This window comes from Ensifer sp. 22460, assembly GCF_052044935.1.
In the GTDB taxonomy this organism is placed as follows: domain Bacteria; phylum Pseudomonadota; class Alphaproteobacteria; order Rhizobiales; family Rhizobiaceae; genus Ensifer.
This window is the reverse complement of the sequence record NZ_JBQENZ010000023.1, coordinates 59563-80847: the sequence shown is the minus strand read 5'-3', so window position 1 is coordinate 80847 and position 21285 is coordinate 59563. Positions and strand designations below refer to the sequence as shown.

General features: G+C 60.5%; 15 protein-coding genes and 1 pseudogene. 5 read left to right on the top strand and 11 right to left on the bottom strand.

Translation table 11 applies throughout. The features are described from left to right. Window positions 1–284: 284 nt before the first annotated feature. The 4 genes from ACTJKM_RS25285 (at window position 285) to ACTJKM_RS25270 (ending at window position 5629) form a co-directional block, all read left to right on the top strand. A complete protein-coding gene (locus tag ACTJKM_RS25285) occupies window positions 285–3335 on the top strand; it encodes a GAF domain-containing protein (RefSeq protein WP_245296158.1) in 3051 nt (1016 codons plus the stop codon). Next, window positions 3332–3721: a response regulator gene (locus tag ACTJKM_RS25280; RefSeq protein ID WP_058327925.1), complete on the top strand. Its 390-nt coding sequence runs from the start codon at window positions 3332–3334 to the stop codon at window positions 3719–3721. The genes ACTJKM_RS25285 and ACTJKM_RS25280 overlap by 4 nt, the downstream gene beginning before the upstream one ends. After that, on the top strand, window positions 3718–4965 hold the full coding sequence (locus ACTJKM_RS25275) for an adenylate/guanylate cyclase domain-containing protein (protein WP_440661192.1): 1248 nt from the start codon (window positions 3718–3720) through the stop codon (window positions 4963–4965). The genes ACTJKM_RS25280 and ACTJKM_RS25275 overlap by 4 nt, the downstream gene beginning before the upstream one ends. A gap of 466 nt (window positions 4966–5431) precedes the next feature. Next, window positions 5432–5629, top strand: a complete 198-nt coding sequence (locus ACTJKM_RS25270) for a hypothetical protein (protein ID WP_057255141.1) — start codon at window positions 5432–5434, stop codon at window positions 5627–5629. 458 nt (window positions 5630–6087) lie between these two features. On the opposite strand, the gene ACTJKM_RS25265 is transcribed toward ACTJKM_RS25270, so the two are convergent. From ACTJKM_RS25265 to ACTJKM_RS25245, 5 genes and pseudogenes are all read right to left on the bottom strand, one after another. After that, entirely contained in the window at window positions 6088–7416 is a 1329-nt protein-coding gene (locus tag ACTJKM_RS25265; protein WP_440661191.1) for a sigma-54-dependent transcriptional regulator, read from the bottom strand. Beyond that, the gene (locus tag ACTJKM_RS25260; RefSeq protein WP_440661189.1) at window positions 7392–9212 is read right to left on the bottom strand and encodes a sensor histidine kinase; all 1821 of its coding nucleotides are present in this window, start codon (window positions 9210–9212) and stop codon (window positions 7392–7394) included. Before ACTJKM_RS25260 ends, ACTJKM_RS25265 begins: the two co-directional genes overlap by 25 nt. A 142-nt stretch (window positions 9213–9354) precedes the next feature. Continuing rightward, the gene (locus tag ACTJKM_RS25255) at window positions 9355–10635 is read right to left on the bottom strand and encodes a dicarboxylate/amino acid:cation symporter (protein ID WP_058327929.1); all 1281 of its coding nucleotides are present in this window, start codon (window positions 10633–10635) and stop codon (window positions 9355–9357) included. A 63-nt stretch (window positions 10636–10698) separates the two neighbouring features. Beyond that, the gene (gene aspA / locus ACTJKM_RS25250) at window positions 10699–12117 is read right to left on the bottom strand and encodes an aspartate ammonia-lyase (protein WP_058327930.1); all 1419 of its coding nucleotides are present in this window, start codon (window positions 12115–12117) and stop codon (window positions 10699–10701) included. A 252-nt stretch (window positions 12118–12369) separates the two neighbouring features. After that, window positions 12370–12837, bottom strand: a pseudogene (locus tag ACTJKM_RS25245) (ATP-binding protein); the annotation flags it as partial. Between the two features lie 165 nt (window positions 12838–13002). Between ACTJKM_RS25245 and ACTJKM_RS25240 the strand changes: the two are divergent. Beyond that, entirely contained in the window at window positions 13003–14841 is a 1839-nt protein-coding gene (locus ACTJKM_RS25240; RefSeq protein WP_058327932.1) for a cation:proton antiporter domain-containing protein, read from the top strand. A 550-nt stretch (window positions 14842–15391) separates the two neighbouring features. On the opposite strand, the gene ACTJKM_RS25235 is transcribed toward ACTJKM_RS25240, so the two are convergent. From ACTJKM_RS25235 to ACTJKM_RS25210, 6 genes are all read right to left on the bottom strand, one after another. Continuing rightward, entirely contained in the window at window positions 15392–16174 is a 783-nt protein-coding gene (locus ACTJKM_RS25235; protein ID WP_058327933.1) for an ABC transporter permease, read from the bottom strand. A gap of 2 nt (window positions 16175–16176) precedes the next feature. Beyond that, window positions 16177–17355, bottom strand: a complete 1179-nt coding sequence (locus tag ACTJKM_RS25230; protein WP_440661187.1) for an ABC transporter permease — start codon at window positions 17353–17355, stop codon at window positions 16177–16179. After that, window positions 17352–18431 carry an ABC transporter ATP-binding protein gene (locus ACTJKM_RS25225; protein ID WP_058327935.1) on the bottom strand — a complete coding sequence of 360 codons (1080 nt, stop codon included), beginning with the start codon at window positions 18429–18431 and terminating at the stop codon, window positions 17352–17354. Before ACTJKM_RS25225 ends, ACTJKM_RS25230 begins: the two co-directional genes overlap by 4 nt. An 89-nt stretch (window positions 18432–18520) precedes the next feature. Beyond that, window positions 18521–19573, bottom strand: a complete 1053-nt coding sequence (locus ACTJKM_RS25220; RefSeq protein ID WP_082663576.1) for an ABC transporter substrate-binding protein — start codon at window positions 19571–19573, stop codon at window positions 18521–18523. Window positions 19574–19770: 197 nt separating this feature from the next. After that, the gene (locus ACTJKM_RS25215; RefSeq protein ID WP_053248532.1) at window positions 19771–20511 is read right to left on the bottom strand and encodes an SDR family NAD(P)-dependent oxidoreductase; all 741 of its coding nucleotides are present in this window, start codon (window positions 20509–20511) and stop codon (window positions 19771–19773) included. 76 nt (window positions 20512–20587) lie between these two features. Continuing rightward, window positions 20588–21268 carry a GntR family transcriptional regulator gene (locus ACTJKM_RS25210; RefSeq protein ID WP_058327936.1) on the bottom strand — a complete coding sequence of 227 codons (681 nt, stop codon included), beginning with the start codon at window positions 21266–21268 and terminating at the stop codon, window positions 20588–20590. Between the last annotated feature and the right edge of the window lie 17 nt (window positions 21269–21285).

Below are 21285 nucleotides of genomic sequence, written 5' to 3'. Positions count from 1 at the left end.
CCCGCCCTATGGGCGGTCTCGTTTCGTCGGCTTTAACTGGCCGCGAAGGCCGAGATATGGCACAGACCCTCGGCTCCAGGAATTGCTCCGGCTCAAGCGTCGAGATCGAGGTGTTCGAGAGCAAAAGCGGTGAGTATCGCATTTTCGAAAGAGCATGGCAGTAACCTCGTCACCACCGATCAGATAGAGTATTCTATGCATCCTCGCAGCCGTACCGGCCGTGGCGTACCCCGTGGTGGGGACGGTAGCACTCGACGCAAGCTGATTGCATGGGGGACACTGCAGTGGAGGGGCGCGAGGCGGATGACTCAAGCGTCAGTCTCAGGCAACAGGTCAAACTACTGAAGCGGGAGCTTGACGAGACCGTTAAGCAACAGACGGCGACCAGCGAAATACTGCGAGTCATCCCGATCTCGACCAGTTCAGCGCAGCCCGTCTTCGATGCGATAGCGAAAAGCGTAGCAAGGCTATGCGCGGCGGAATTTTGTTTCGTATTTCAGTTCGACGGAGAGTTCCTACACCCAGTTGCCTATCACGGCATATCGCGCGAAGGCATTGAAGCGGTACGGGCCCGGTTTCCGCAGCGACCAAGTAAAGGCAACGTCACGGGCAGAGCTTTTATCAGCGGTGTCATCGAGCAGATCCCCGACGTCTTTTCCGACCCAGATTATCAGATGCTACAGCTGGCGAAGATTGTGTCGTACCGTAGCGCCATGGGCGTGCCGCTATTAAGAAAGGGGCGTCCGATTGGATCGATCGCCGTCACTCGGCGTGCGATCGGTTTCTTTCCAGAGCGACAGGTTGAGCTGCTGCGAACATTCGCTGATCAGGCAGTGATCGCCATCGAGAACGTTCGTCTTTTCGAGGAGGCGCAAGCGCACAACCGAGAGATTGGCGAGGCGCTCCAACAGCAGACGGCGACAAGTGAAATACTTCGCGTCATTTCGACCTCACCTACCGACGCGCAGCCCGTGTTCGACACGATCGCGCAGCGCGCAGCCAGTCTTTGCGGTGCGCAGTTCTGCCACGTGTTTCGCTATGATGGCGAACTGTTGCATTTCGTGGCGCGCCACCGGCTGGAACCCGAAGGTGCGGTGCTTCCAGCCCCGCCCGGTCGAGGCAGTGCGGCCGGCCGTTCGATCCTCAGCCGATCAGTAGAGCAGATAGAAGATTGGCGCGCTGATCCGGAATACACGGCCTACACCGTCATCGGCAGTCAATCCTCGAACTACAGAAGCCTGGTGGCGGTGCCCATAATACGCAGCGGCGTGCCGATCGGAACCATTGTTGTGGCACGAAGCGAACCAGGATTGTTCCCTGATCGCCAGGTCGAAGTTCTCAAGACCTTCGCCGATCAGGCCGGAATAGCAATCGAGAATGTTCGACTGTTTTCCGATTTGGAAGAACGGAATCTCGACCTCAAGGAGGCGCTGCAGCAACAAACTGCGACAGCCGATGTTCTGAAGGTCATCAGTCGGTCCGCCTTCGATCTCCAGACGGTACTTGATACGCTTGTCGAATCGGCCGTGCGGCTTTGCGAGGCCTATGATGCGGCCATCTTCCTAAAGGATGGAGACACTCTCTACTTGAGGGCGCATCACGGGCCAATTCCGATCGATTTCGTCGGCTGGCCAGTGTCACGGGGCTGGGTGACCGGACGGGCCGTCGTTGACAGAAAACCTGTTCACGTGCCTGACCTGACGGCTGACGCCGATGAATACCCGGAAGGCCAGAGCATGGCGGTGCGGATGGGGCATCGCACGATTTTAGCCGCGCCCTTGTTGCGACAGCAGGAAGCTATTGGTGGGCTCGTCATACGCCGAGCTGAAGTCAAGCCATTTTCCGAAAAGCAGATCGACCTTCTCCAGACCTTTGCCGACCAAGCGGTCATAGCGATTGAGAACGTGCGGCTTTTCGACGAGGTGAAGGCGCGGACGGCCGAACTGGCCGAGGCGCTAGAACAGCAAACCGCGACGGCTAACGTCCTGAAGGTCATCAGCCGCTCCGCGTTCGACCTGCAATCGGTTTTGGATACTCTGGTGGCCTCCGCTACCCGTCTTTGCGAGGCGGACATGGCGACGATGACCCGGCCAATGGGTGACGCGCATTATCCAGTCTCCAGCTATGGCTTCTCGCAGGAATTCGACCAATACTTCCGAGCGCTCCCGCTGGAGCCGGGGCGCGGAAGCATAGTCGGGCGAACCCTGCTTGAGATCCGGCCGGTTCAGGTGGCCGACGTCCTCGACGATCCCGATTACGCCATGCCGGAAGCGCAAAGACTTGGAGGGTTTCGTACCGTACTTGGCGTGCCGCTCCTGCGCGAGGGAAGCCCGATCGGCGTGCTCGCATTGACACGTTCCACGGTGCGGCCATTCACGGACAAGCAGATCGAGTTGGCATCTACCTTTGCCGACCAGGCCGTGATTGCCATCGAGAATGTGCGTCTTTTTCAGGAAGTGCGAGCAAGAACCGAGGAACTGTCGCACTCCCTCGAAGAACTAAAGGCTACGCAGGACCGATTGATCCAGACGGAAAAGCTTGCCTCGCTCGGACAACTGACTGCCGGAATTGCGCACGAGATCAAGAACCCGTTGAACTTCGTGAATAATTTCTCGGCGCTGTCGGTCGAGTTGCTCGAAGAACTACAGGAGGCGCTCGACGGCGCGGTAGCCGACGGTGCAAGGCGCTGCGAAATCGACACGCTCGCCGAGACGATAAAGGGTAATCTTGAAAAGATCATACAGCATGGCAAACGCGCCGATTCAATCGTCAAGAACATGCTTATGCATTCGCGTCAGGGGGCGGGCGAGCGCAGGCGAACCAATATCAACGTCATCGTCGAGGAGAGCCTGAATCTCGCATATCATGGAGCTCGGGCCGAGAAGCAAGGGTTCACGATCACGCTGGAGAAATCGTTCGACCCGCTGGCCGGAGAGGTCGACCTGTACCCGCAGGAGATCACACGCGCGCTTCTCAACCTTATCTCGAACGGCTTCTATGCGACGAGTAAACGCACGGCATCAGGGCCCGGCGACAGTTATGAGCCGACGCTCGCGGCGGTGACCAGGAACCTCGGAGACAGCGTTGAGATCACTATCCGCGATAATGGCGTCGGAATCCCGCCAGAGGTGCGGGAGAAGATGTTCAATCCTTTCTTCACAACCAAGCCTGCTGGCGAGGGGACTGGCCTCGGCCTGTCGCTCAGCCATGACATCATCGTCAAGCAGCATGCAGGTTCCATCGAGGTTGATACAGAACCTGGTCGTTACACCGAGTTTCGCATCCGACTGCCGCGGAACACCCCGGCGATGTCAGCGCCGGAGGGCAGATCATGAGCCTCCTCATTCTGGTGGTCGATGACGAGCCCGATGTCGAGTTGCTTTTCAAACAACAGTTCCGCCATGACCTGCGCGCTGGCCGCTTCGGCATGGAGTTCGCGCGATCAGCTTCAGCCGCACTCAAGCGGATCGCCGATGCAGGCGACGTTACGCTCATTCTCATCCTGTCCGACGTCAACATGCCGGGGATGAGCGGGCTTGAACTGGTGCCAAAGGCGAGGAGCATGAGGCCCGACGTGCCGGTGATAGTGGTCACTGCCTATGGCGATCCGGACACGAGGCGAAGAGCCATGGAATGTGGCGCAGAAGCGTTGCTGACCAAGCCGATCGACTTCATCGCGTTGCGAGAAGAAATCAACAGTCGAGTTGGGCGCGCCACATGAATACAAGCATACTCGTTGTGGACGACGAGCCGGACCTGGAGATGCTTCTTGTCCAGAAATTCAGGAAGCAGATCCGTGACGGGTCACTGCGTTTCCTGTTCGCCCACGACGGAGTTGAAGCCTTGGCCGTACTTGCTGCCAACCACGACGTGGATATTGTGCTGAGCGACATCAACATGCCGCGTATGGATGGCCTGTCGCTGCTGGCGAAGCTTCAGCAGAGGGACGAGGATCTATCGACGATAATCGTTTCCGCCTACAGCGACATGGCCAATATCCGCACCGCGATGAACCGCGGCGCCTACGACTTCGTAACGAAGCCGATCGATTTTGCCGATCTGGAGGCGACGATTGGCAAGACGATCCACCATGTGGAAACGCTGCGCGAAGCACAGCGTCGGCAGAGCGCGGCCGAACGGGCGCATGCGTCGCTTTCCCGCTACTTCTCGCCCAACCTCGCCGAGCGCCTCGCAAACTGCTCTGAGACACTTGACCTCGGCGGCGCACGTCGAGAGGTCGCTTCGCTCTTTACCGACCTAACCGGCTTCACAGCGCTGGTGGAAACAATCGAGCCGGACGTGCTGGGACAACTACTCAACGACTACATCGTCGGTATGACCGACATCGTGTTCGCCCACGACGGTACGGTAGCCAAGATCATCGGCGATGCGTTGCACGTGCTTTTCGGAGCGCCGGCCGATCAGCCGGACCACGCCGGTCGCGCCGTCGCCTGTTGTCTCGATCTCGATGTGTTCGCGTCGTCCTTCCGCGAGCAATGGCGCAGAAAGGGAATAGCGCTTGGTTATACTCGGATCGGTGCACACGCGGGCACCGCTGTCGTCGGCAACTTCGGCGGAGGGCGGTTTTTCGACTATAGTGCTTATGGCGACACCATCAATGTCGCCGCGCGATTGGAGGCGGCCAACAAAACGATCGGCACACGTATCTGCGTCAGCAGCAGCCTGGCTGCACGGGTGCAGGCGTTCTGTGGTCGCCCGGTTGGCAACTTGTTACTTCGAGGCAGAATCGAGCCGATCCACGCTTTCGAGCCGCTTGAGCCGGCGCAATACGCCAGTCCAGACACGCAGGCGTATTTGCAAGCTTTCGAAGAGTTGGAGGCGGGTAATCCCCATGCGATCGCGTCATTTGCAGCCCTCGTTGGTCGAAACTCCGATGATCGGCTTGCGAGCTTCCACCTGAGGCGACTGCTAAACGGCGAAACCAGCGCGACAATAGCCATTTGAATGCATGGTTTGCCTGCAGGACTGAACCGCCGAAGAATCGTAGCCTCGCTTCATTGAAAAAGCCTGTCCGGTCCGGCGAAAATCGTGCAGTTGCCAATCTGGAAGGTTGGGAAATCGCCGCTGCCAGGTTGTGAGTTCCCAACGGGTCAAGGGCGCACCCGTTAGTCCCGCTGCCGTTGTGGGGCCAACGTCATCGGCTGCGCATAGGCGAGCGGCGATCGGCTGCCTGACAGGTTTTCGTCCAGAACCAGCGTCTTGAGATCGTCAGAACGGACGTCGACCCCCACAATCGCACCCGCAATCTCCGCCTTTAATGAGACGCGGCTCTTCTGGCCTGGGGGGGGACGGCTTTCGTCGGCCTTGAAGGTGAGTTATATTACGTATAGCTTATATACGAGGGAGTGCGGTGAGATGTGCCAACCTTTCAGCGCTCTATTGCCAGCGTATTTGCCTGGAGGGGATAGAGATGGAAGACGATCGAACCACAATAACCGCGGAGTTTCAGGGTTTCGAAATCAGTATCGTCTCACGGGAGCCGCTTCTTGGGACACTTGAACTGACCTCATTCACGGGCGCGAACATCGAAGTCCCTTTGGATTACTACAGCGCAGAAGCCCTTGTTTCGGCGCTCGTACAATTTCTGGCGCAAGGCAGCAATGACTGACAGACCTTTCGCCGACCGCATCAGGCGCTCTTTCTCTCGGACGAGTACCGGCGAATAGTCCATCCCCCAAGTGGGTAAGCTCATCAGGCCCAAAGGTTCGAGTTGGGTGCCCTGCCCGAGTACCGGATCGACAATATCTAGACCTCGGTGGTGTGCGCGCTGTTGAAGCCGTAAAGCAGCGGCGCGGACCGAACGTTTCGCTTTTTTTAGCCAGAACGGAAGCATCCGAGTCGCTCTCCGCGTAGGGCAAGGGGATAATATCGGCGTCGCCCCCTGCGGGGCGAAGGCTTCTTCTTCGAAATCGTGCATCGCGACAGCTACCGCGGCTATGGCGCGGCAAACGCGATCTTCCGCATCGCCGTAGTCAAGACGCAGCACCTCCCGGCGGCATGCCGGCGGAGTCTATTTGAAGCGAGAACGATATAGCCACACCGAAACCCAACACCGATGGACCAGCATCACGACAAGCCATATTTACGGATCTTGTCGTGCAGGGTCGCCTTCGGCACCAGCAATTCCTCGCTGACGCGGGCCAGGCTGTTGCTGTTACGGGAGAGGGCTTCGGCGATGAGGGCACGCTCAAAGGCTTCGACGGTTCGCGCCAGCGGCCGAGGAGCGGTGCCTGTAGCCCCACCAAAGGGCGGGAAGCCGGCTGCGATCCCCAGCACGCAGCGCTCGGCGACATTGCGCAACTCGCGCACGTTGCCGGGCCAGTTGTAAGCGAGCAGACGTCGCGTGCGTTCGGCGTCAGGCGCGAGCACGGGGCGCTCGTGGCGTGATGCAGCCTGTAGAGCAAAATGCTCGAACAGGAGACCGACGTCCTCGCGCCTTTCGCGCAGGGGCGGCAGGGGCAGTGTCGCGACGTTCAGGCGATAATAGAGATCAGCACGGAATTCACCTTTTTCGGCAAGCACTGCCAGATCGACTTTGGTCGCCGCGATGACACGGCAGTTGACGAGGATCGGGGTGTTTGACCCGAGGCGCTCGAGCGTGCGCTCCTGCAGCACCCTGAGCAGCTTGACCTGCATGGCCATTGGCATGCTTTCGATCTCGTCGAGAAACAGCGTGCCGCCATTGGCGTGCTCGATCTTGCCGATCCGGCGCTTGGCGGCGCCGGTGAAGGCTCCAGGCTCATGGCCGAAGATTTCGCTGTCGAACAGGTTCTCAGGCACGCCGCCGCAATTGATGGCGACGAAATTGCCGCTACGCCTTGGGCTCGCATCATGTAGGCAGCGCGCGACGAGCTCCTTTCCGGTCCCGGTCTCGCCCTGAATCAGCACGTCGGCTGCGCTATTTCCAAGCTCGCCGATGAGATGGCGTACGCGCTCGATGGCAGCAGAATCCCCGATGATGCGGCTGGCGGTCGATTGCCTGTTCTCAAGTCGCGCGCGCAGTTCGCGCACCTCCAGCGTCAGCGTGCGTTTTTCCAGCGCCCGCCGCACGATCTCGACGAAATAATCGGGCGAGAACGGCTTCTCAATGAAGTCGTGCGCTCCGTCCTTCATTGCCTGGACCGCCAGAGAAACATCACCATGACCAGTCATCAGGACCACCGGCAGGTCGCGATCCTGCCGTAGCAGGTCATGCATCAGGGCCATGCCGTCATCGCCCGGCAGGCGGATGTCGGTAACGACGACACCCGGAAAATCCGCAGCAACGAGCTGCCGTGCCTTTTCGGCGCTTTCGACCGCCTCGACCTCCATGCCTTCGAGCTCCAGCGTCTGCTGGCACCCGAGCCGGACGTTCGGTTCGTCCTCGACGATCAGGACCTTGAGGTTGTCGCCCATGGCGTTTCTCCGATATCGGCTGCGGGAAGAGCGACGGTGAAAACCGCGCCGCCCTCGGGATGGTTCGCCCCCGACAGCGTTCCACTGAAATGGTGCACGATTTCCAATGAAATGGCCAAGCCGAGCCCCAATCCCCTGTTGCTTTCCTTGGTCGTGAAGAATGGCTCGAAGAGGTGCTCGCGCACGTCTTCCGGCAGACCCGGCCCATTGTCATGGACCTCCACGATCACGCGCGTCGCTTCGCGCCGGCCGCGAAGGCGCAGCATGGGTGTCGCAATGCCCTCGATCGCATCCAGCGCATTGGCAATCAGGTTGACCATGACCTGCTCCAGGCGGTTGGCGTCGCAGAGCGCCGTCATTTCGTCCGCCCCCATCTCGGTGGTTACGGTCACGTTTGCGCGGCGCCAGCGCTGGTCGAGCAGGAACAGCGCGTTGTCGACGGCGCGTCGGACGTCGACCGGGCCCGGCATGCCGGAGGATTTGCGGGCGAAGGACTTGAGCTGGTTGGTCAGCGTGCCCATACCATCGACGATGCTGCCGATCCGGTCCAGATTGTGCTCGGCGGTCGCTAGGTCGCCGCGACGGAGGAACTTGACCGCATTGCCGGAAAGCGTGCGCAACGCTGCGAGAGGCTGATTTATTTCATGGGCAAGGCCTGCGGAAATCTGGCCGATCGTTGCCAGCTTGGCAGCATGGACAAGCTCGTCCTGCGCCGCGCGCAACGTCCGTGTCCGCTCCTCCACCTTGCGCTCCAGTTCGTCATGGGCGCGCTGCAACGCCTCTCGCGCCCGTAGCCGGTCGCGCAGATGCCGGCGCCGCTGGTCGAGCAGCACCAGCACGATGCCGACGAAGGCACTGGCGATCGCCGCCAGCGCGGCGCGCGTCCAGGCGATAGCCCTGACCTCGCCGGCGGGCGAGAGCACGGTCAGCGACCAGCCAGTGTCGCCCATGGGAGCAGTCTGCGCCAGAAAATTGCCGGACAACTTGGAGCCGCCGTCGACGTCCGCCGGCGGAGCAAGGCGCACGAGGACAGCATTTTCATCGAAAGCCTCCTCACGCGTCAGGCCGAGCGAGGGAAGCGGGCGGGCGTTATATTGCAGGCTGCGCTCCAGCCGCCGCCTTTCTTGATCCGGCAACGGGCGCAGCGTCGTGAATTTCCAGGATGACACGGACGCGAGGATGACAACACCGTTCTGATCAGTGACGATGACGGGCACTTCGACGGTCGCCCAGGACTGCTCCAATTGTTCAAGACTGACTTTGACCACGGCAACGCCTACAACCTCGCCATTCGCGAGCAAAGGCGAAGAGAGATAGTAGCCCGGCTCGCCGCGGGTGATGCCGATGCCAAAGAGCCGGCCGGGCCGGCCCCGCATGCCATCTGTGAAGTAGGAGCGGTAGGACAGGTCCTCTCCGATAAAGCTGTCAGATCGGTTCCAGTTGCTGGCAGCTACCACATGCCCTTGCCGGTCGAGCAGATAGATAGACAGCGTGCCCGCCCGGTGGTTGAGCTGCTCGAGGTAGCGGTTGACAGTGTCGGTGAGCGGTTTTCCGCGCGCGACCAGGTCGATTACGTCCCGCTCCAGGCCAAGCGTCGCCGGGAAGTAGGCGTATTTGTCGATCTGCCTGTTCAGGCTGGTGGCGTAGACTTCGAGGCGTTGGGTTCCCGTTCTTTGCAACTCAGCGAGCCCCAGGTTCTCGCTGACGCGAAAGCCGGCAATGCCGGCGGCGAGCGCTACAGCGACAAGGCCGGGCAGCAACAAACCGTATTTGCGAATGAAAGAGGCGATCGACATGGGAACGAATGGAAACGGATGCGCACGCCGTAGTGTTGTTGATCCGGCTCCCTACCACATCCGATGAGACCGAGCGAGCGGGCGGGCGGGAAACTGCCCGCCTTCTTAAGTGAAAGCGGGCAGTTTGTTTTCGGGCATCCGCCTATTCAGCCGCGACCAGTCTTTCGCGTGTGCGCTCTTTCGCGTCTTCAGGAATGTCGAGCGCGTTTTCCCACTTGGCGACGACCGTGGTGGCAATCGCATTTCCGAGCACGTTGGTGGCGGTGCGCCCCATGTCGAGGAAATGGTCGATACCCATGATCAACAGCACGCCCGCCTCCGGCAGGTTGAACATCGGTAGAACGGCGGCGACAACAACCAGCGCGGAGCGCGGCACACCGGCGATGCCCTTGCTCGAAACCATGAGGACCAGCAGCATGACGATCTGCTGCTCCATGGTGAGCGGCAGGCCGTAGGCCTGCGAAATGAACAGAGCGGCAAAGGCCGTATAGATCATCGAGCCGTCAAGGTTGAACGAATAGCCAAGCGGCAGAACGAAGCCGATGACACGCTCCTTCACGCCGAAGTCTTCCAGCTTCTCCATAACGCGCGGGTAGGCCGCTTCGCTGGAAGCGGTGGAAAAACCGACAAGCATCGGCTGGCGCACTTCCCTGACTAGTCGGAACACGTTTGCGCCGAGCACCAGGAAGCCTGCGCCGATCAGCACGGCCCAAAGCACGACGAGCGTTGCGTAGAAGCTGCCGACGAACTTGCCGTAGACCATCAGGATGCCGAGGCCCTGGACGGTGACCACGTTGGCGACGGCGGCAAAGACGCCGACCGGTGCGAAACGCATCACATAATCCGTCACCTTCAGCATGACCGGGACGGCGCCTTCGATGACCTCGATCAGGGCGCGAGCCTTCGTGTCCTTCAAACTGCCGAGGGCGAGACCGAAGAATACCGAGAAGACGAGAATCTGTAGGATCTCGTTATTCGCCATCGCCTCGAAGATATTGCGGGGAAAGACGTGGGTGATGAAGTCCTTGAGATTGAGCGAGGAAGTCTTCAGATCGGCCGAGGCCGAGACATCGGGCAACGGCACGCCAACATTGGCGCCGGGCTGGAAAAGATTGGCGAAGACGAGGCCGATTGCCAGCGACGCGAGCGACGCCATCAGGAACCAGCCGAGCGCCTTGCCGCCGATACGGCCGACGGTCCGGGCATCGCCCATGCCAGCCATGCCGGCGACGAGGGTCGTGAAAATCAGCGGCGCTATGATCATCTTGATCAGCCGCAAGAAAATGTCGGTCACCATCGCGAAATAGCCGGCGATATCCTTTGCCACGGCCGGGCTGCCCGAAAGCACGTTGCAGCCGTAGCCGACGAAAACGCCCAGTATCATTGCGATGACGATCCAGGTCGTCTGCTTGTTTATCTTCATGATAATCTCCTTCCTCCCCCGCCCGGTTCATCCGGACGGTTTTTCAGTCAACAGATGGATGGTTCAGCTGCACGCCGTGATCGGGCGCGGTTGGGTCAGCGCCTCGGGGCGCAGGACTTCGGCGAGCGCTTCGGCGGTCATCAGCCCGCGCGCCTCCACGAGTTCGGCGACGCCCTTTCCGGTTCGGTGCGCCTCCGCCGCGACTTCGGTCGCATTGGCGTAGCCGATGATGGGGTTGAGCGCGGTGACGATGCCGATCGAACCCAGCACGCTCGCCTCCAGGCGCTCGCGGTTCGCGGTGATGCCGTCGACGCACTTGTCGGCGAGGATCAGGCATCCCCGACTGAGGTGGCCGATGCTCTTGAACAGGCTGTGGGCGATGATTGGCTCGAAGGCGTTAAGCTGGAGCTGGCCTGCCTCGGCCGCAAAGGTCACCGTCAGGTCGTTGCCGATCACCTCGTAGGCGATCTGGTTGACGAGTTCAGGGATGACCGGATTGACCTTGCCGGGCATGATTGAGGAGCCAGCCTGGCGCGGCGGCAGGTTGATCTCCCCGAAGCCCGCCCGCGGTCCGCTGGAGAGCAGGCGAAGATCGTTGCAGACTTTGGAAAGCTTGACCGCGGCGCGCTTCAAGACGCCCGAAAGCTGAACGAAGCTACCGCAATCCTGCGTGGCTTCGATGAGATTGGGCGCAGTGATCACGGGCACGCCGCTATCCTCCGCGAGCAACTGGCAAACCAGAGCCGCATAATCGGGATGGGCAGTGATGCCCGTGCCGATGGCAGTCGCGCCGAGATTGATCTCGCGGATCAGCAGTGCGGCCTCGCGCAGCCGCTGCTCGTCCTCGCCCAGCATCACCGCATAGGTGGAGAACTCCTGCCCCAGCGTCATCGGCACTGCATCCTGCAGTTGGGTCCGCCCCATCTTTAGGATGTCGTGGAATTCGTCTGCCTTGCGTTCGAAGGCTGCGCGGAGATAGGCCATTGCATCGATCAGGCGGAAGATCCCGCTGTAGGTCGCAAGCTTCAGCGCCGTCGGATAGACGTCGTTGGTTGACTGGCCGAGATTGACATGTTCGTTCGGGTGCAGTCGCCGGTAGTCGCCGCGGGCGTGGCCCAGGACCTCGAGCGCCCGGTTGGCGATGACCTCGTTGGCATTCATGTTGGTGGACGTACCGGCTCCTCCCTGGATCACGTCCACCACGAACTGATCGTTGAGCGCACCGGCCTCGATTTCGCGGCAGGCGGCAACAATCGCCTCGGCCCTCTCGGCATCGAGCTGTCCCAGCTCCATGTTCGCCCGCGCCGCCGCCATCTTGATCTGCGCGAGCGCGCGGATCAGATCCGGATAGTGTGAAATCGGAATGCCGGTCACCGCAAAGTTCTCGACGGCACGCAGGGTGTGAACGCCATAGTAGGCGTCCGTGGGAACCTCACGGTTCCCGAGCAGGTCATGCTCTGTACGGCTTAAGGCAACAGTCATCGGGCGTTTTACTCCTCTCCATCCACCCGCTGCCGAGCGAGTGTCACCTGAAGAGAGCAACACGCGTGCCAACTCGAGCAGGCCCGAGCCGTGCCGCTAAGTCATTGAAGTCAAACGTTCCGGTTTGCCGAGCCGTTGGACAATGTTCGGATTTCCGAACGGAGAATGGCTTGCGCGTTCGGTGTTCCGAATGATCTTATCAAGCGTCATCGTGAACTGGTCCTTGGGCGACACGCTGGTCCGCCAAGGGTGTTAGTTACTCTCCATACCGGCTGCCGTAGTGGACTTCTGTAGAAGCCCGCTACGGCGCTTTTCTCGTAGCCTGTAGCTGCCGCCACGGATTGTGATGACGTGGCTGTGGTGCAGCAACCGATCAAAGATAGCAGTTGCCACGACGGAGTCGCCGAACACTGTTCCCCATTCTCCGACATTGCGGTTGGAGGTGACGAGCATTGCACCCCGCTCATAGCGCCTCGATACGAGCTGGAAAAATAAATTGGCTGCATTGGGCTCAGGCGGAAGATAGCCAAGCACGTCGATGATGAGCAGCTTGGTCTTGGCGAGAAACCCAAGTCGTTCTTCCAAGCGTCCTTCGCCATGTGCTCTCACGAGCGTTGCGACCAATGCCTGCGCCGTTGTGAACAACACCGTGTAGTTTTGACGGACCTCTCTTCCAAGCGCAATCGCGAGATGGGACTTCCCAACGCCAGGCGGACCGAGTCGCCTTGAACGGGTCGGCCAGAGCCAGCAGGTCGAGACTCCTCGTCCTTGATGTTATCTCACCGGAGACACTATCATCTGAAATGGGAGTAGTCCGTGAGAGGGGACGGCATCGGTTCGGAGTAGCAACCCGGCGCGCGTTTTGCGCTCCGGTCGGAGTTGTCAATGACGCCAGGACCAGAAAACTATAAGGAGCTTCTACTGTTTCTGGCGACGGCCGGCATAATTGTGCCTCTGTTTGGGCGCTTGAAATTGAGTCCGGTCTTTGGATTCCTCGCCGCCGGCATGATGCTTGGCCCCTTCGGTCTCGGAGCTCTCGCGCGAGATTTGCCGTGGCTCTCCGCAATCTCCATAACAGATGTTGGGCAGATCGCGTATCTGGCTGAATTCGGCGTGGCATTCCTTCTCTTCATGATTGCGCTCGAGCTGTCGTGGAATCGCCTTCTGCTGATGCGCAAACTCGTCTTCGGCCTAGGCGGCTTGCAGGTTCTCGCCTCGACAGCTGTCCTTGCGGCCGTCGCTGGCTTGCTAGGTCAAACTCCAGCTTCAGCGGTGGTGCTTGGAAGCGCGCTCGCGATGTCATCGACGGCTATCATTCTGCCGTCGCTTGTCGAACGCAAACTGCTTAACACCACGGTTGGACGAGCAAGTTTCGCCGTGTTGCTCTTCCAGGACCTTGCGGTGGCGCCTCTGCTGTTCATGGTAACGGTGTTGGGTGCACGTGAAGGAACGGGACTCGGCGCCGGCTTGTTGTATGCGCTAGCGCCTGCCGCAGTTGTGTTGTTTGCGATGGCCGGGCTGGGTCGCCTAATTCTTAGGCCCCTTTTCAAGCTGGTCGCCACAACAAAGAGTAGCGAATTGTTCGTCGCTGCCTGCTTATTGGTGGTCATTGGCGCTGGTCTTGTCACCGAGCTCAGTGGTCAGTCCATGGCTCTGGGCGCCTTCGTCGCCGGGCTCCTGCTGGCTGAAACCGAGTATCGCCGACAGATCGAGGTCACGATCCAGCCCTTCCAGGGTCTGCTTCTCGGCCTCTTCTTCGTTTCGGTTGGAGCCCGTCTTGATCTGTCGGAGATCATTGCCAACCCGTTCGTTACAGTGGGCGTCGCGATCGGTCTATTCGCCCTAAAGGCAGTGATCATGTTCCCCATCGCGCGCCAAATGGGCCTGCCGAACCGGGGGGCGGGCGAGTTGGCAGTTGTACTGGGCCCCGGCGGCGAGTTCGCATTGATCCTCATCGGCGCAGCTGTGGCGGGCAACGTCGTCCCTGACGAAGCCAGCGCCACTGCCACGGTCGCGGCGACGTTGACGATGGTTGGTATCCCCCTTCTGATCCGGCTACTGGGCGGTGCCAGAGGGAATGCCGATATCGATGAAGCTGCGTTCGCAGGATTGACACCCCAACATGACGACGGTCTGGAGCGCGTGATCGTTGTCGGATACGGGCGTGTCGGACAATTGGTTGCCGAGATGCTTTCACGGCACGAGCTTAGGTTCCTGGCAATCGATGCCGATCCCGTGCTAGTCGCCAATGAGCGAGCCCGCGGTCCCACAGTCTACTATGGCGATGCCACCCGGATCGAGTTGCTTCGACGTTGTGGCATCCAGAGCGCCCGCGCGCTTGTGGTGACCTTGGACAAACCCGACGCGGTTGAATCTATCGTCCGCGCGGCGCGATCGGAGCGGTCGGATCTTACCATTGTCGCCCGCGCGCGCGACGCAGTGCATGCAACGGAATTGTACGAGCTGAAAGTCACCGACGCAGTGCCGGAGACCATCGAAGCCAGCCTCCAGCTCTCACAGGCAGTACTCGTTGGCATCGGCATCCCGATGGGCGTGGTGATTGCATCCATTCACGAGAAACGGGATGAATTTCGCAAGATGCTGCAGCCCACGGACGGATCGGACCGAGAACGACATGCCATCCGCGCTCCGCAGGCGAAACCTCACCTGACATATGAGCCGCGCTCGAGTTCAGGTGCCCCTGAGCACACTCAGGATCGCTAATCCGAACCTGCATACTCGGATTCACATAGGTGAAGCGACCGCCGGGATCCGTCGACCAAACGTGACTTGGTATATTTTCGATGAGTTGCAGCGCAAAAAATTCATTGTTGGACATCAGACCCTCCACCGCGAAGAGCGGTGAGATAAGAACAATGAAAACAGAGTACGAGGAAGCCAGGGACGCATCGATCTTGTCGCAAGTTGTGGCGCCTTGCGAGTAGTCGCGACCTACTGGGGAAGCGATGATCGAGTTGGTCATTGGCAACGTGATCATGCGCGCGCGCTGAGGTCACTAGGATCGCAAAGGTGTTCCTGGCAGTCATCCGATCGACTTTCGCGAACGGTCCAGACAGCTTGTGGTCGCTGGTGCGCGGCGCCAACGGCGCGTTTTACGTGTTGCGGGCAAGTTAGTGGGATGCTTGAGGGGTAAGTTTAATTGTGGCTTCACGACAGGATCAATGATCTCACTTGCAGCAGCGGCAATCCTGCAGATGTTCGCCGCCGGCTGCGGCGTGATGTTAGGAGCCGCCGGCGCTGTGCTCCCCGTCGCTTAGCGCCGCTTCGCAATCATCAAGCGCGACACAACGACAACGAGGCCGATCAAGGCCGTCCCTGCGATGAAGAGAAAGGCCGCTGCCGCGATCGCTGGGCTGATGTTTTCACGGATGCTGGAAAACATCTGCCGCGCCAACGTCCGTTGGTTCGGGCCTGCGACGAACAGCGTGAGGACGACTTCGTCCAACGACGTCGCAAAGGCGAGCACAGCGCCAGAGAGTACGCCCGGCATGGCGAGCGGCAGGGTGACACGACGGAATACCGTGGTCGGCGAAGCTCCGAGACTCTGGGCCGCAAGCTCGACGCGTTCGTCGATGCCGGCCAGCGCACCGGTGACGCTCACCACCACAAAGGGCACCGCCACGACTGTGTGGGCGATGATCACGCCGATGTAACTGTTGGTGAGGCCAAAGCCCGCCAGCAGCACTTGCATGCCGACACCCAGCACGACGGCCGGCACCACCATGGGCAGCAGGAAGAGTGTGCGCATTGAGCCGCGAAAGAAAAGGAGGCGGTTGCGCAGGCCCAGCGACGCGGCCGTGCCAAGCGCGGTTGCGAGCAACGTCGTGCCCGTGCCGATGATCAGGCTGTTGAAAATCGCCCGTCGCCAGGCGTCCGCGAAGAAGAGTTCCTCGAACCAGCGCAGGGACCACGACGGGATTGGATAGGTGAGGATCACGCTCGAGGTGAAGGCGAGCGGCAGGATGGCAATGAGCGGCGCGACGAGGAAGAGGATCGTCAGCGTGGCGAAGGTGGCTTTGGCTACTTTCATCGGCATGGTCAGCGCCCCCCAACTTCGTCGCTGGAGAGGCGCGCGTAGACGCTGTAGAGCAGTAGTGTTGCGATCAGCAGTACGACCCCTAGCGCACCAGCCATGCCCCAATTTGCCGAGCCCGTAGCGTAAAAGGCGATGATCGAGGATATCATCTGGTCGCCCGGTCCGCCGATCAGCGCCGGCGTTATGTAGTAGCCGATCGCAGAGATGAAGACCAGCAGAGCGCCGGATGCCACACCCCTGAGGCTCAGCGGCAGCAGCACACGCAGGAAAGCGCGCAGCGGGTGCGCGCCGAGTGAGGCGGCGGCCGGCATAAGGTTATTCGGTATGGTGATGAGCACGGAATAGATCGGCAGCACCATGAAAGGCAATAGCACATGGGTCATGGCGATGATGACGCCGGTGCGGTTGAAGATCAGCGCCAGCGGCGCATCGATGAGGCCGATGGCGCGCAATAGATCGTTGATGAGACCCTGCTCCTGCAACAGGATGAACCAGGCCGCGGTGCGCACCAGAAGCGACGTCCACAGCGGCAAAAGTACGGCGCCAAGCATCAAATCACGCTTCCAACCGTCGAGCGAGGCGGCGATGAGGGCATAGGGAAAGCCTATACAAACGCAGGCGAAGGTGACGAGCGCGGCGATCCAGAAGGTGCGCATGAGGATCACGCCGTTGACGGATTGGTCGGGCGGCAGATGCTCGATATCACCAGCCGCATTGCGGCCCAGATCGACGGCGGCGAGCAGGTTGCGGTCGGTATAGGGCGAGAGTGCATCTGCGATTGTCAGCCAGAATTCCGGCTTTTCCCAGCGTTTGTCGATGGAAACGAGGTCGACGGGCGGGTTGGCCGTTTCCTTCAATGCACTCGTCGTCTTCCCCATCAGCGTGCGAAAACCCGAGCGGGCGCTGTTGAGGCGCCGCACCATGTCACCAAGTGCCTGATCGTCGTTGACGGCTTTCAGGTCCTCCATCAGCGCCATCTGCATGGGTATGGTGGGTGGAGACTTACGGTCCCAATCGGACAGAACTTCCGAGCTGCGTGGCAGCAGCCGCAGCACGGCCGGGTCCGATACGGACTGCGCCATCATGCTGAAGAGCGGCCAGACGAAGAAGCCGATGAGGAAGAAAAGCAACGGCGCCAGAAGAAGCAGCGATCGTCCAGTGCGAGAGAAGACTCCACTCATGGCGCAATGACCCGGCAATCACCGGCCGAAAACGCCGCAAAGACTTTGGTGCCCGGCGGAAACTCGCGCGACCTTCTGCCGAGTTTGGCGATCAGTGGGTGTGTAGCGTTCTGCAACTGCACGCGCAAATGATCGCCCTGATAAACGGAATCCGTAACTTCCGTTTCCAAGACGTTTCGCCCCTCACTCCGCGTCTCGCTGAGATCAACCCGTTCCGGACGGATGGAGAGAAAGACGGATTGGCCGGAAGCGATGCTGCCGGAAACCGCCGACACGATTTGCGCCCCGGAAGGAAGACGTACAGTTGCTTCCGCGCCTTGCACGGTTTCCACGACACCTTCGACAAGATTGGTCTCGCCGATGAATTCGGCGACGAAGCGCGTCGCCGGTTCGTCGTAGACCTGGCGTGGTGTACCGATCTGTTCAATCTTGCCCTTGTTGAAGACGGCGACGCGATCCGACATCGTAAGCGCTTCGGACTGGTCATGCGTAACGAAAACGATTGTTAGGCCGAGGCGGCGGTGCAGATCGCGAATGTCCAGCTGCATCTGCTCGCGCAGCTGCTTGTCAAGCGCGCCGAGAGGCTCGTCCATCAGCACGACACGCGGTTCGAAGACGAGCGCCCGGGCAAGCGCCACGCGCTGCTGCTGACCACCCGAGAGCTGCGAGGGCCGTCGGTCGGAAAGGGTCGAAAGCTGCACCATGTCGAGTGCGCGCTTGACGCGCTCGTCGATCCCCGCCTTGCCAATGCCCCGCATCTGGAGGGGAAAAGCGATGTTGTCGCCGACTGACATATGCGGGAAGAGCGCATAGCTCTGGAAGACAACACCCATGTCCCGCTTGTAGGTGGGCACCGCATTGATGGCAGTTCCGTCGAGCAGGATTTCGCCCGCGGTAGGCTGCTCGAAGCCAGCGAGCATCATCAGAAGCGTCGTCTTGCCCGAGCCGGACGGGCCGAGCAGGCTGACGAACTCACCCTTCTCGATGCCGAGATCGAGATTTTCGACCACGCAGAGCGGGCCGTAGAATTTCGTGATGCGGTCAAATCGAATGAATTCGGCCACGGAAGACTCCATCGCTAAAGGCGAAGGATGCGTCCTTAAGAAACGCACCCGGCCATGCAGGAAAGGGCGCCCCGCCGGAGCGCCCCTCACCACGGATGTTCTTACTGGGCGAGCCAGGCGTTGAAACGCTGCGTCAGCGTTTCGGCATTGTCGATCCAGAAGTCAACATTGAGCGGGATGGCATCCGTCATGTTGGCAGGATCGGTTGGCAGGTCCTTGGAGAATTCCGCCGGCACTTTGGACGCAGCCTCCTTGTTCGGCAGACCGTATGCCACGAATTCTGGCAGCTTCGCCTGGTTTTCGGGCAGGCTCGCAAAAGCGATGAAGTCCTGCGCAGCATCCTTGTTCTCCGCATCCTTCAACACGACCCAACTATCGACGGCATAAATGCTGCCGGGGAAGACAACCTTGAAGTTCTTGCCTTCCGACCGATTGATGCCGGTGATGCGGCCGTTATAGGCCGAAGTCATGGCGACTTCACCCGATGCGAGAAACTGCAACGGCTGTGCGCCGGATTCCCACCAGACGATGTTCGGCTTCAATTCGTCGAGCTTCTTGAAGGCGCGGGCAACCCCCTCCTCCGTGCCGAGAACGTCATAGATCTCATCCTTGGAGACGCCATCGGCGAGCAGCGCGAATTCCAGCGTGTATTTTGGGCCTTTGCGCAGCGAGCGCTTGCCGGGGAACTTTTCGACGTTCCAGAAGTCCGCCCAGGAAGTCGGGCCTTCCTTCAGCTTATCGCCGTCATAGGCGATGGCCGTGGACCAGACAATGGCGCCGACACCGCAGTCATTAACGGCGGAATCTAGGTATTTGTCCTTCCCGCCCATCTTGTCCCAGTCGATCTTTTCATAGAGGCCGTCAGCACAGCCGAGCGCCAGTTCTTCGGCCTCCACCTGTACGGCATCCCAATTCGGTGCGCCGGCCTTCACCTTCGACTGGATGACGCCGATCCCGCCGTCCCAGGCTTCGTCGAGTACCGGCTTGCCGATCTTTTCGGAAAACGGTTTGAAGTAGATGTTGCGCTGGGCATCCTGATAGTTTCCGCCCCATGAAACGACTGTCAGATCTCGCGCGAAAACCGGCGCAACAAGACCCGCCGACAGAACGACGGCCGCCGCCGCCAGGACACCTGACCTAAAGATTGTCTTCATGGCATTCCCCTTTTCTTCGTTTATGAACGAGCCTGTGCGGCTCCGTTGACGATCCCATGCAGACCGTTGACCCCGCCTGTTTGCGGCGGTGGCTGCGGCCTCACCGGCCTTCGCGCCCTTTCTCCCCTGGGCGTTTCGACCGATGGATGCATTCTGGTCATTGCCGGTCAACGGGGTTCTCCCGGTTTTGACCGTTGTCAGACGTGCTGCCCTCCGTTGATGTGGATTTCCGCGCCGTTGATGTAGGACGATGGCTCGGTGCAGAGGAAATAGATGGTCTCCGCAACTTCGCGCGGTTCGCCCAGTCTTCGCATAGGCACTTCCGCTGCCACCAGTTCATCCGTTCCGGGCGACAGGATCGACGTTTCGATCTCGCCCGGCGCGATGGCATTCGCCCTGACGCCGCGTTGGCCGAATTCGTGCGCCATTTCGCGGGTCAGTGAGGCAAGCGCCGCCTTGGACGCCGCATAGGCAACGCCTGCGAAAGGGTGAACGCGAGAGCCGGCGATGGACGTAACATTGACGATCGAGCCCTTCGCCGCTTCCAGTTCCGGCATGAGCGCGCGGGCGATCAAAGCGGTCGAGACAAGATTGACGTTAAGCACCTGCGTCCAGACATCGGCATCCGTATCCAGCACACCGAGGCGGCTCTTGCCCGGCCCCTTCGGAGAAATGCCGGCATTGTTGACGAGCGCGTGAAGCCGACCGTTCGGCAGGCGCTCGCGCACGGTCGCTGCCAGGCGGTCAATCTGCGTGAGATCCGCAAGGTCCGCCTGGATATGGCTCTCGCGGGCGGACGGCCAGGCGCATTCCTCGGAAAAGGACTGGCGGGATACGGTGAGAATGCGCCAGCCCTTCGATTGGAAGAGCTTGACCGTCGCATGCCCGATCCCGCGGCTCGCTCCCGTCAACAACATGTAGCGGCATTCTTCGGTCATGCGAGCGTTCCCTCTTGATGCTTGATACATCGTAATGGGCCGCCCATGAATTGCAAGCCTCCTCTTCCAAGCGGTGTCAGGCCGGGCGCGCCTCCCGCTCACTGCCCCGTTCGATGCGCTCGAGGATCGGCTTGCCACCGAGCAGGATGTCGTCGACGATCGCCATCGAGGCGGCGGCGGAATCGTGCCGTTTCAGGGCTTCGACAACCGGGTAGTGATGGTCGATCATCGCACGTCCGCCCTCTATATAAGCATCGGAAATGTGCGGTCCCATCTGCAGCCAGAGCCGCCGCAGGATACCGTTCAGCACCGGGAGCCCGGCGATCTGCGGCAGCAGGAAGTGGAAGGCCTGGTTGAGTTGGGTGCCCCTCAGCCGGTCGCCAGCCTCGATTGCTTGTTCGTTTTCGCGCAAGATCCGTTCCAGCGCCTCGATATCCGCGCTCGTCGCCACTTGGGCGGCAGTTTCCGCCGCCAGTCCCTCCAGGCGCACCCGTATCGCGCGGATCTCGCGGTAGCGGTTTTCGCTCAAACCCGGGATGCGGATGTCGCGCGGCGAGCGGAAGGTGATCGCCTCGTCATTAGCAAGCCGAAGGATGGCGTCGCGGATCGGTGTGACGCTCGTGCCGAATTGTTCCGCCAGATCACGGATCTTCAGCCGGTCGCCGGGCTGGAACCGTCCCTGGATAAGGGCATCGCACAACGCACTGTAAACGGCGCTGCTGAGGTTCTCATGATCCAGTGACGAGAATTGAGGCATGGAACTGGTCCGCAAAA

Coding starts and splice junctions, on each gene's coding strand:
- ACTJKM_RS25220 (WP_082663576.1), bottom strand. CDS start 19,573: ATGAAGACAATCTTTAGGTCAGGTGTCCTGGCGGCGGCGGCCGTCGTT.
- ACTJKM_RS25255 (WP_058327929.1), bottom strand. CDS start 10,635: ATGAAGATAAACAAGCAGACGACCTGGATCGTCATCGCAATGATACTG.
- ACTJKM_RS25275 (WP_440661192.1), top strand. CDS start 3,718: ATGAATACAAGCATACTCGTTGTGGACGACGAGCCGGACCTGGAGATG.
- aspA (WP_058327930.1), bottom strand. CDS start 12,117: ATGACTGTTGCCTTAAGCCGTACAGAGCATGACCTGCTCGGGAACCGT.
- ACTJKM_RS25270 (WP_057255141.1), top strand. CDS start 5,432: ATGGAAGACGATCGAACCACAATAACCGCGGAGTTTCAGGGTTTCGAA.
- ACTJKM_RS25225 (WP_058327935.1), bottom strand. CDS start 18,431: ATGGAGTCTTCCGTGGCCGAATTCATTCGATTTGACCGCATCACGAAA.
- ACTJKM_RS25260 (WP_440661189.1), bottom strand. CDS start 9,212: ATGTCGATCGCCTCTTTCATTCGCAAATACGGTTTGTTGCTGCCCGGC.
- ACTJKM_RS25210 (WP_058327936.1), bottom strand. CDS start 21,268: ATGCCTCAATTCTCGTCACTGGATCATGAGAACCTCAGCAGCGCCGTT.
- ACTJKM_RS25230 (WP_440661187.1), bottom strand. CDS start 17,355: ATGAGTGGAGTCTTCTCTCGCACTGGACGATCGCTGCTTCTTCTGGCG.
- ACTJKM_RS25235 (WP_058327933.1), bottom strand. CDS start 16,174: ATGCCGATGAAAGTAGCCAAAGCCACCTTCGCCACGCTGACGATCCTC.
- ACTJKM_RS25280 (WP_058327925.1), top strand. CDS start 3,332: ATGAGCCTCCTCATTCTGGTGGTCGATGACGAGCCCGATGTCGAGTTG.
- ACTJKM_RS25240 (WP_058327932.1), top strand. CDS start 13,003: ATGACGCCAGGACCAGAAAACTATAAGGAGCTTCTACTGTTTCTGGCG.
- ACTJKM_RS25265 (WP_440661191.1), bottom strand. CDS start 7,416: ATGGGCGACAACCTCAAGGTCCTGATCGTCGAGGACGAACCGAACGTC.
- ACTJKM_RS25215 (WP_053248532.1), bottom strand. CDS start 20,511: ATGACCGAAGAATGCCGCTACATGTTGTTGACGGGAGCGAGCCGCGGG.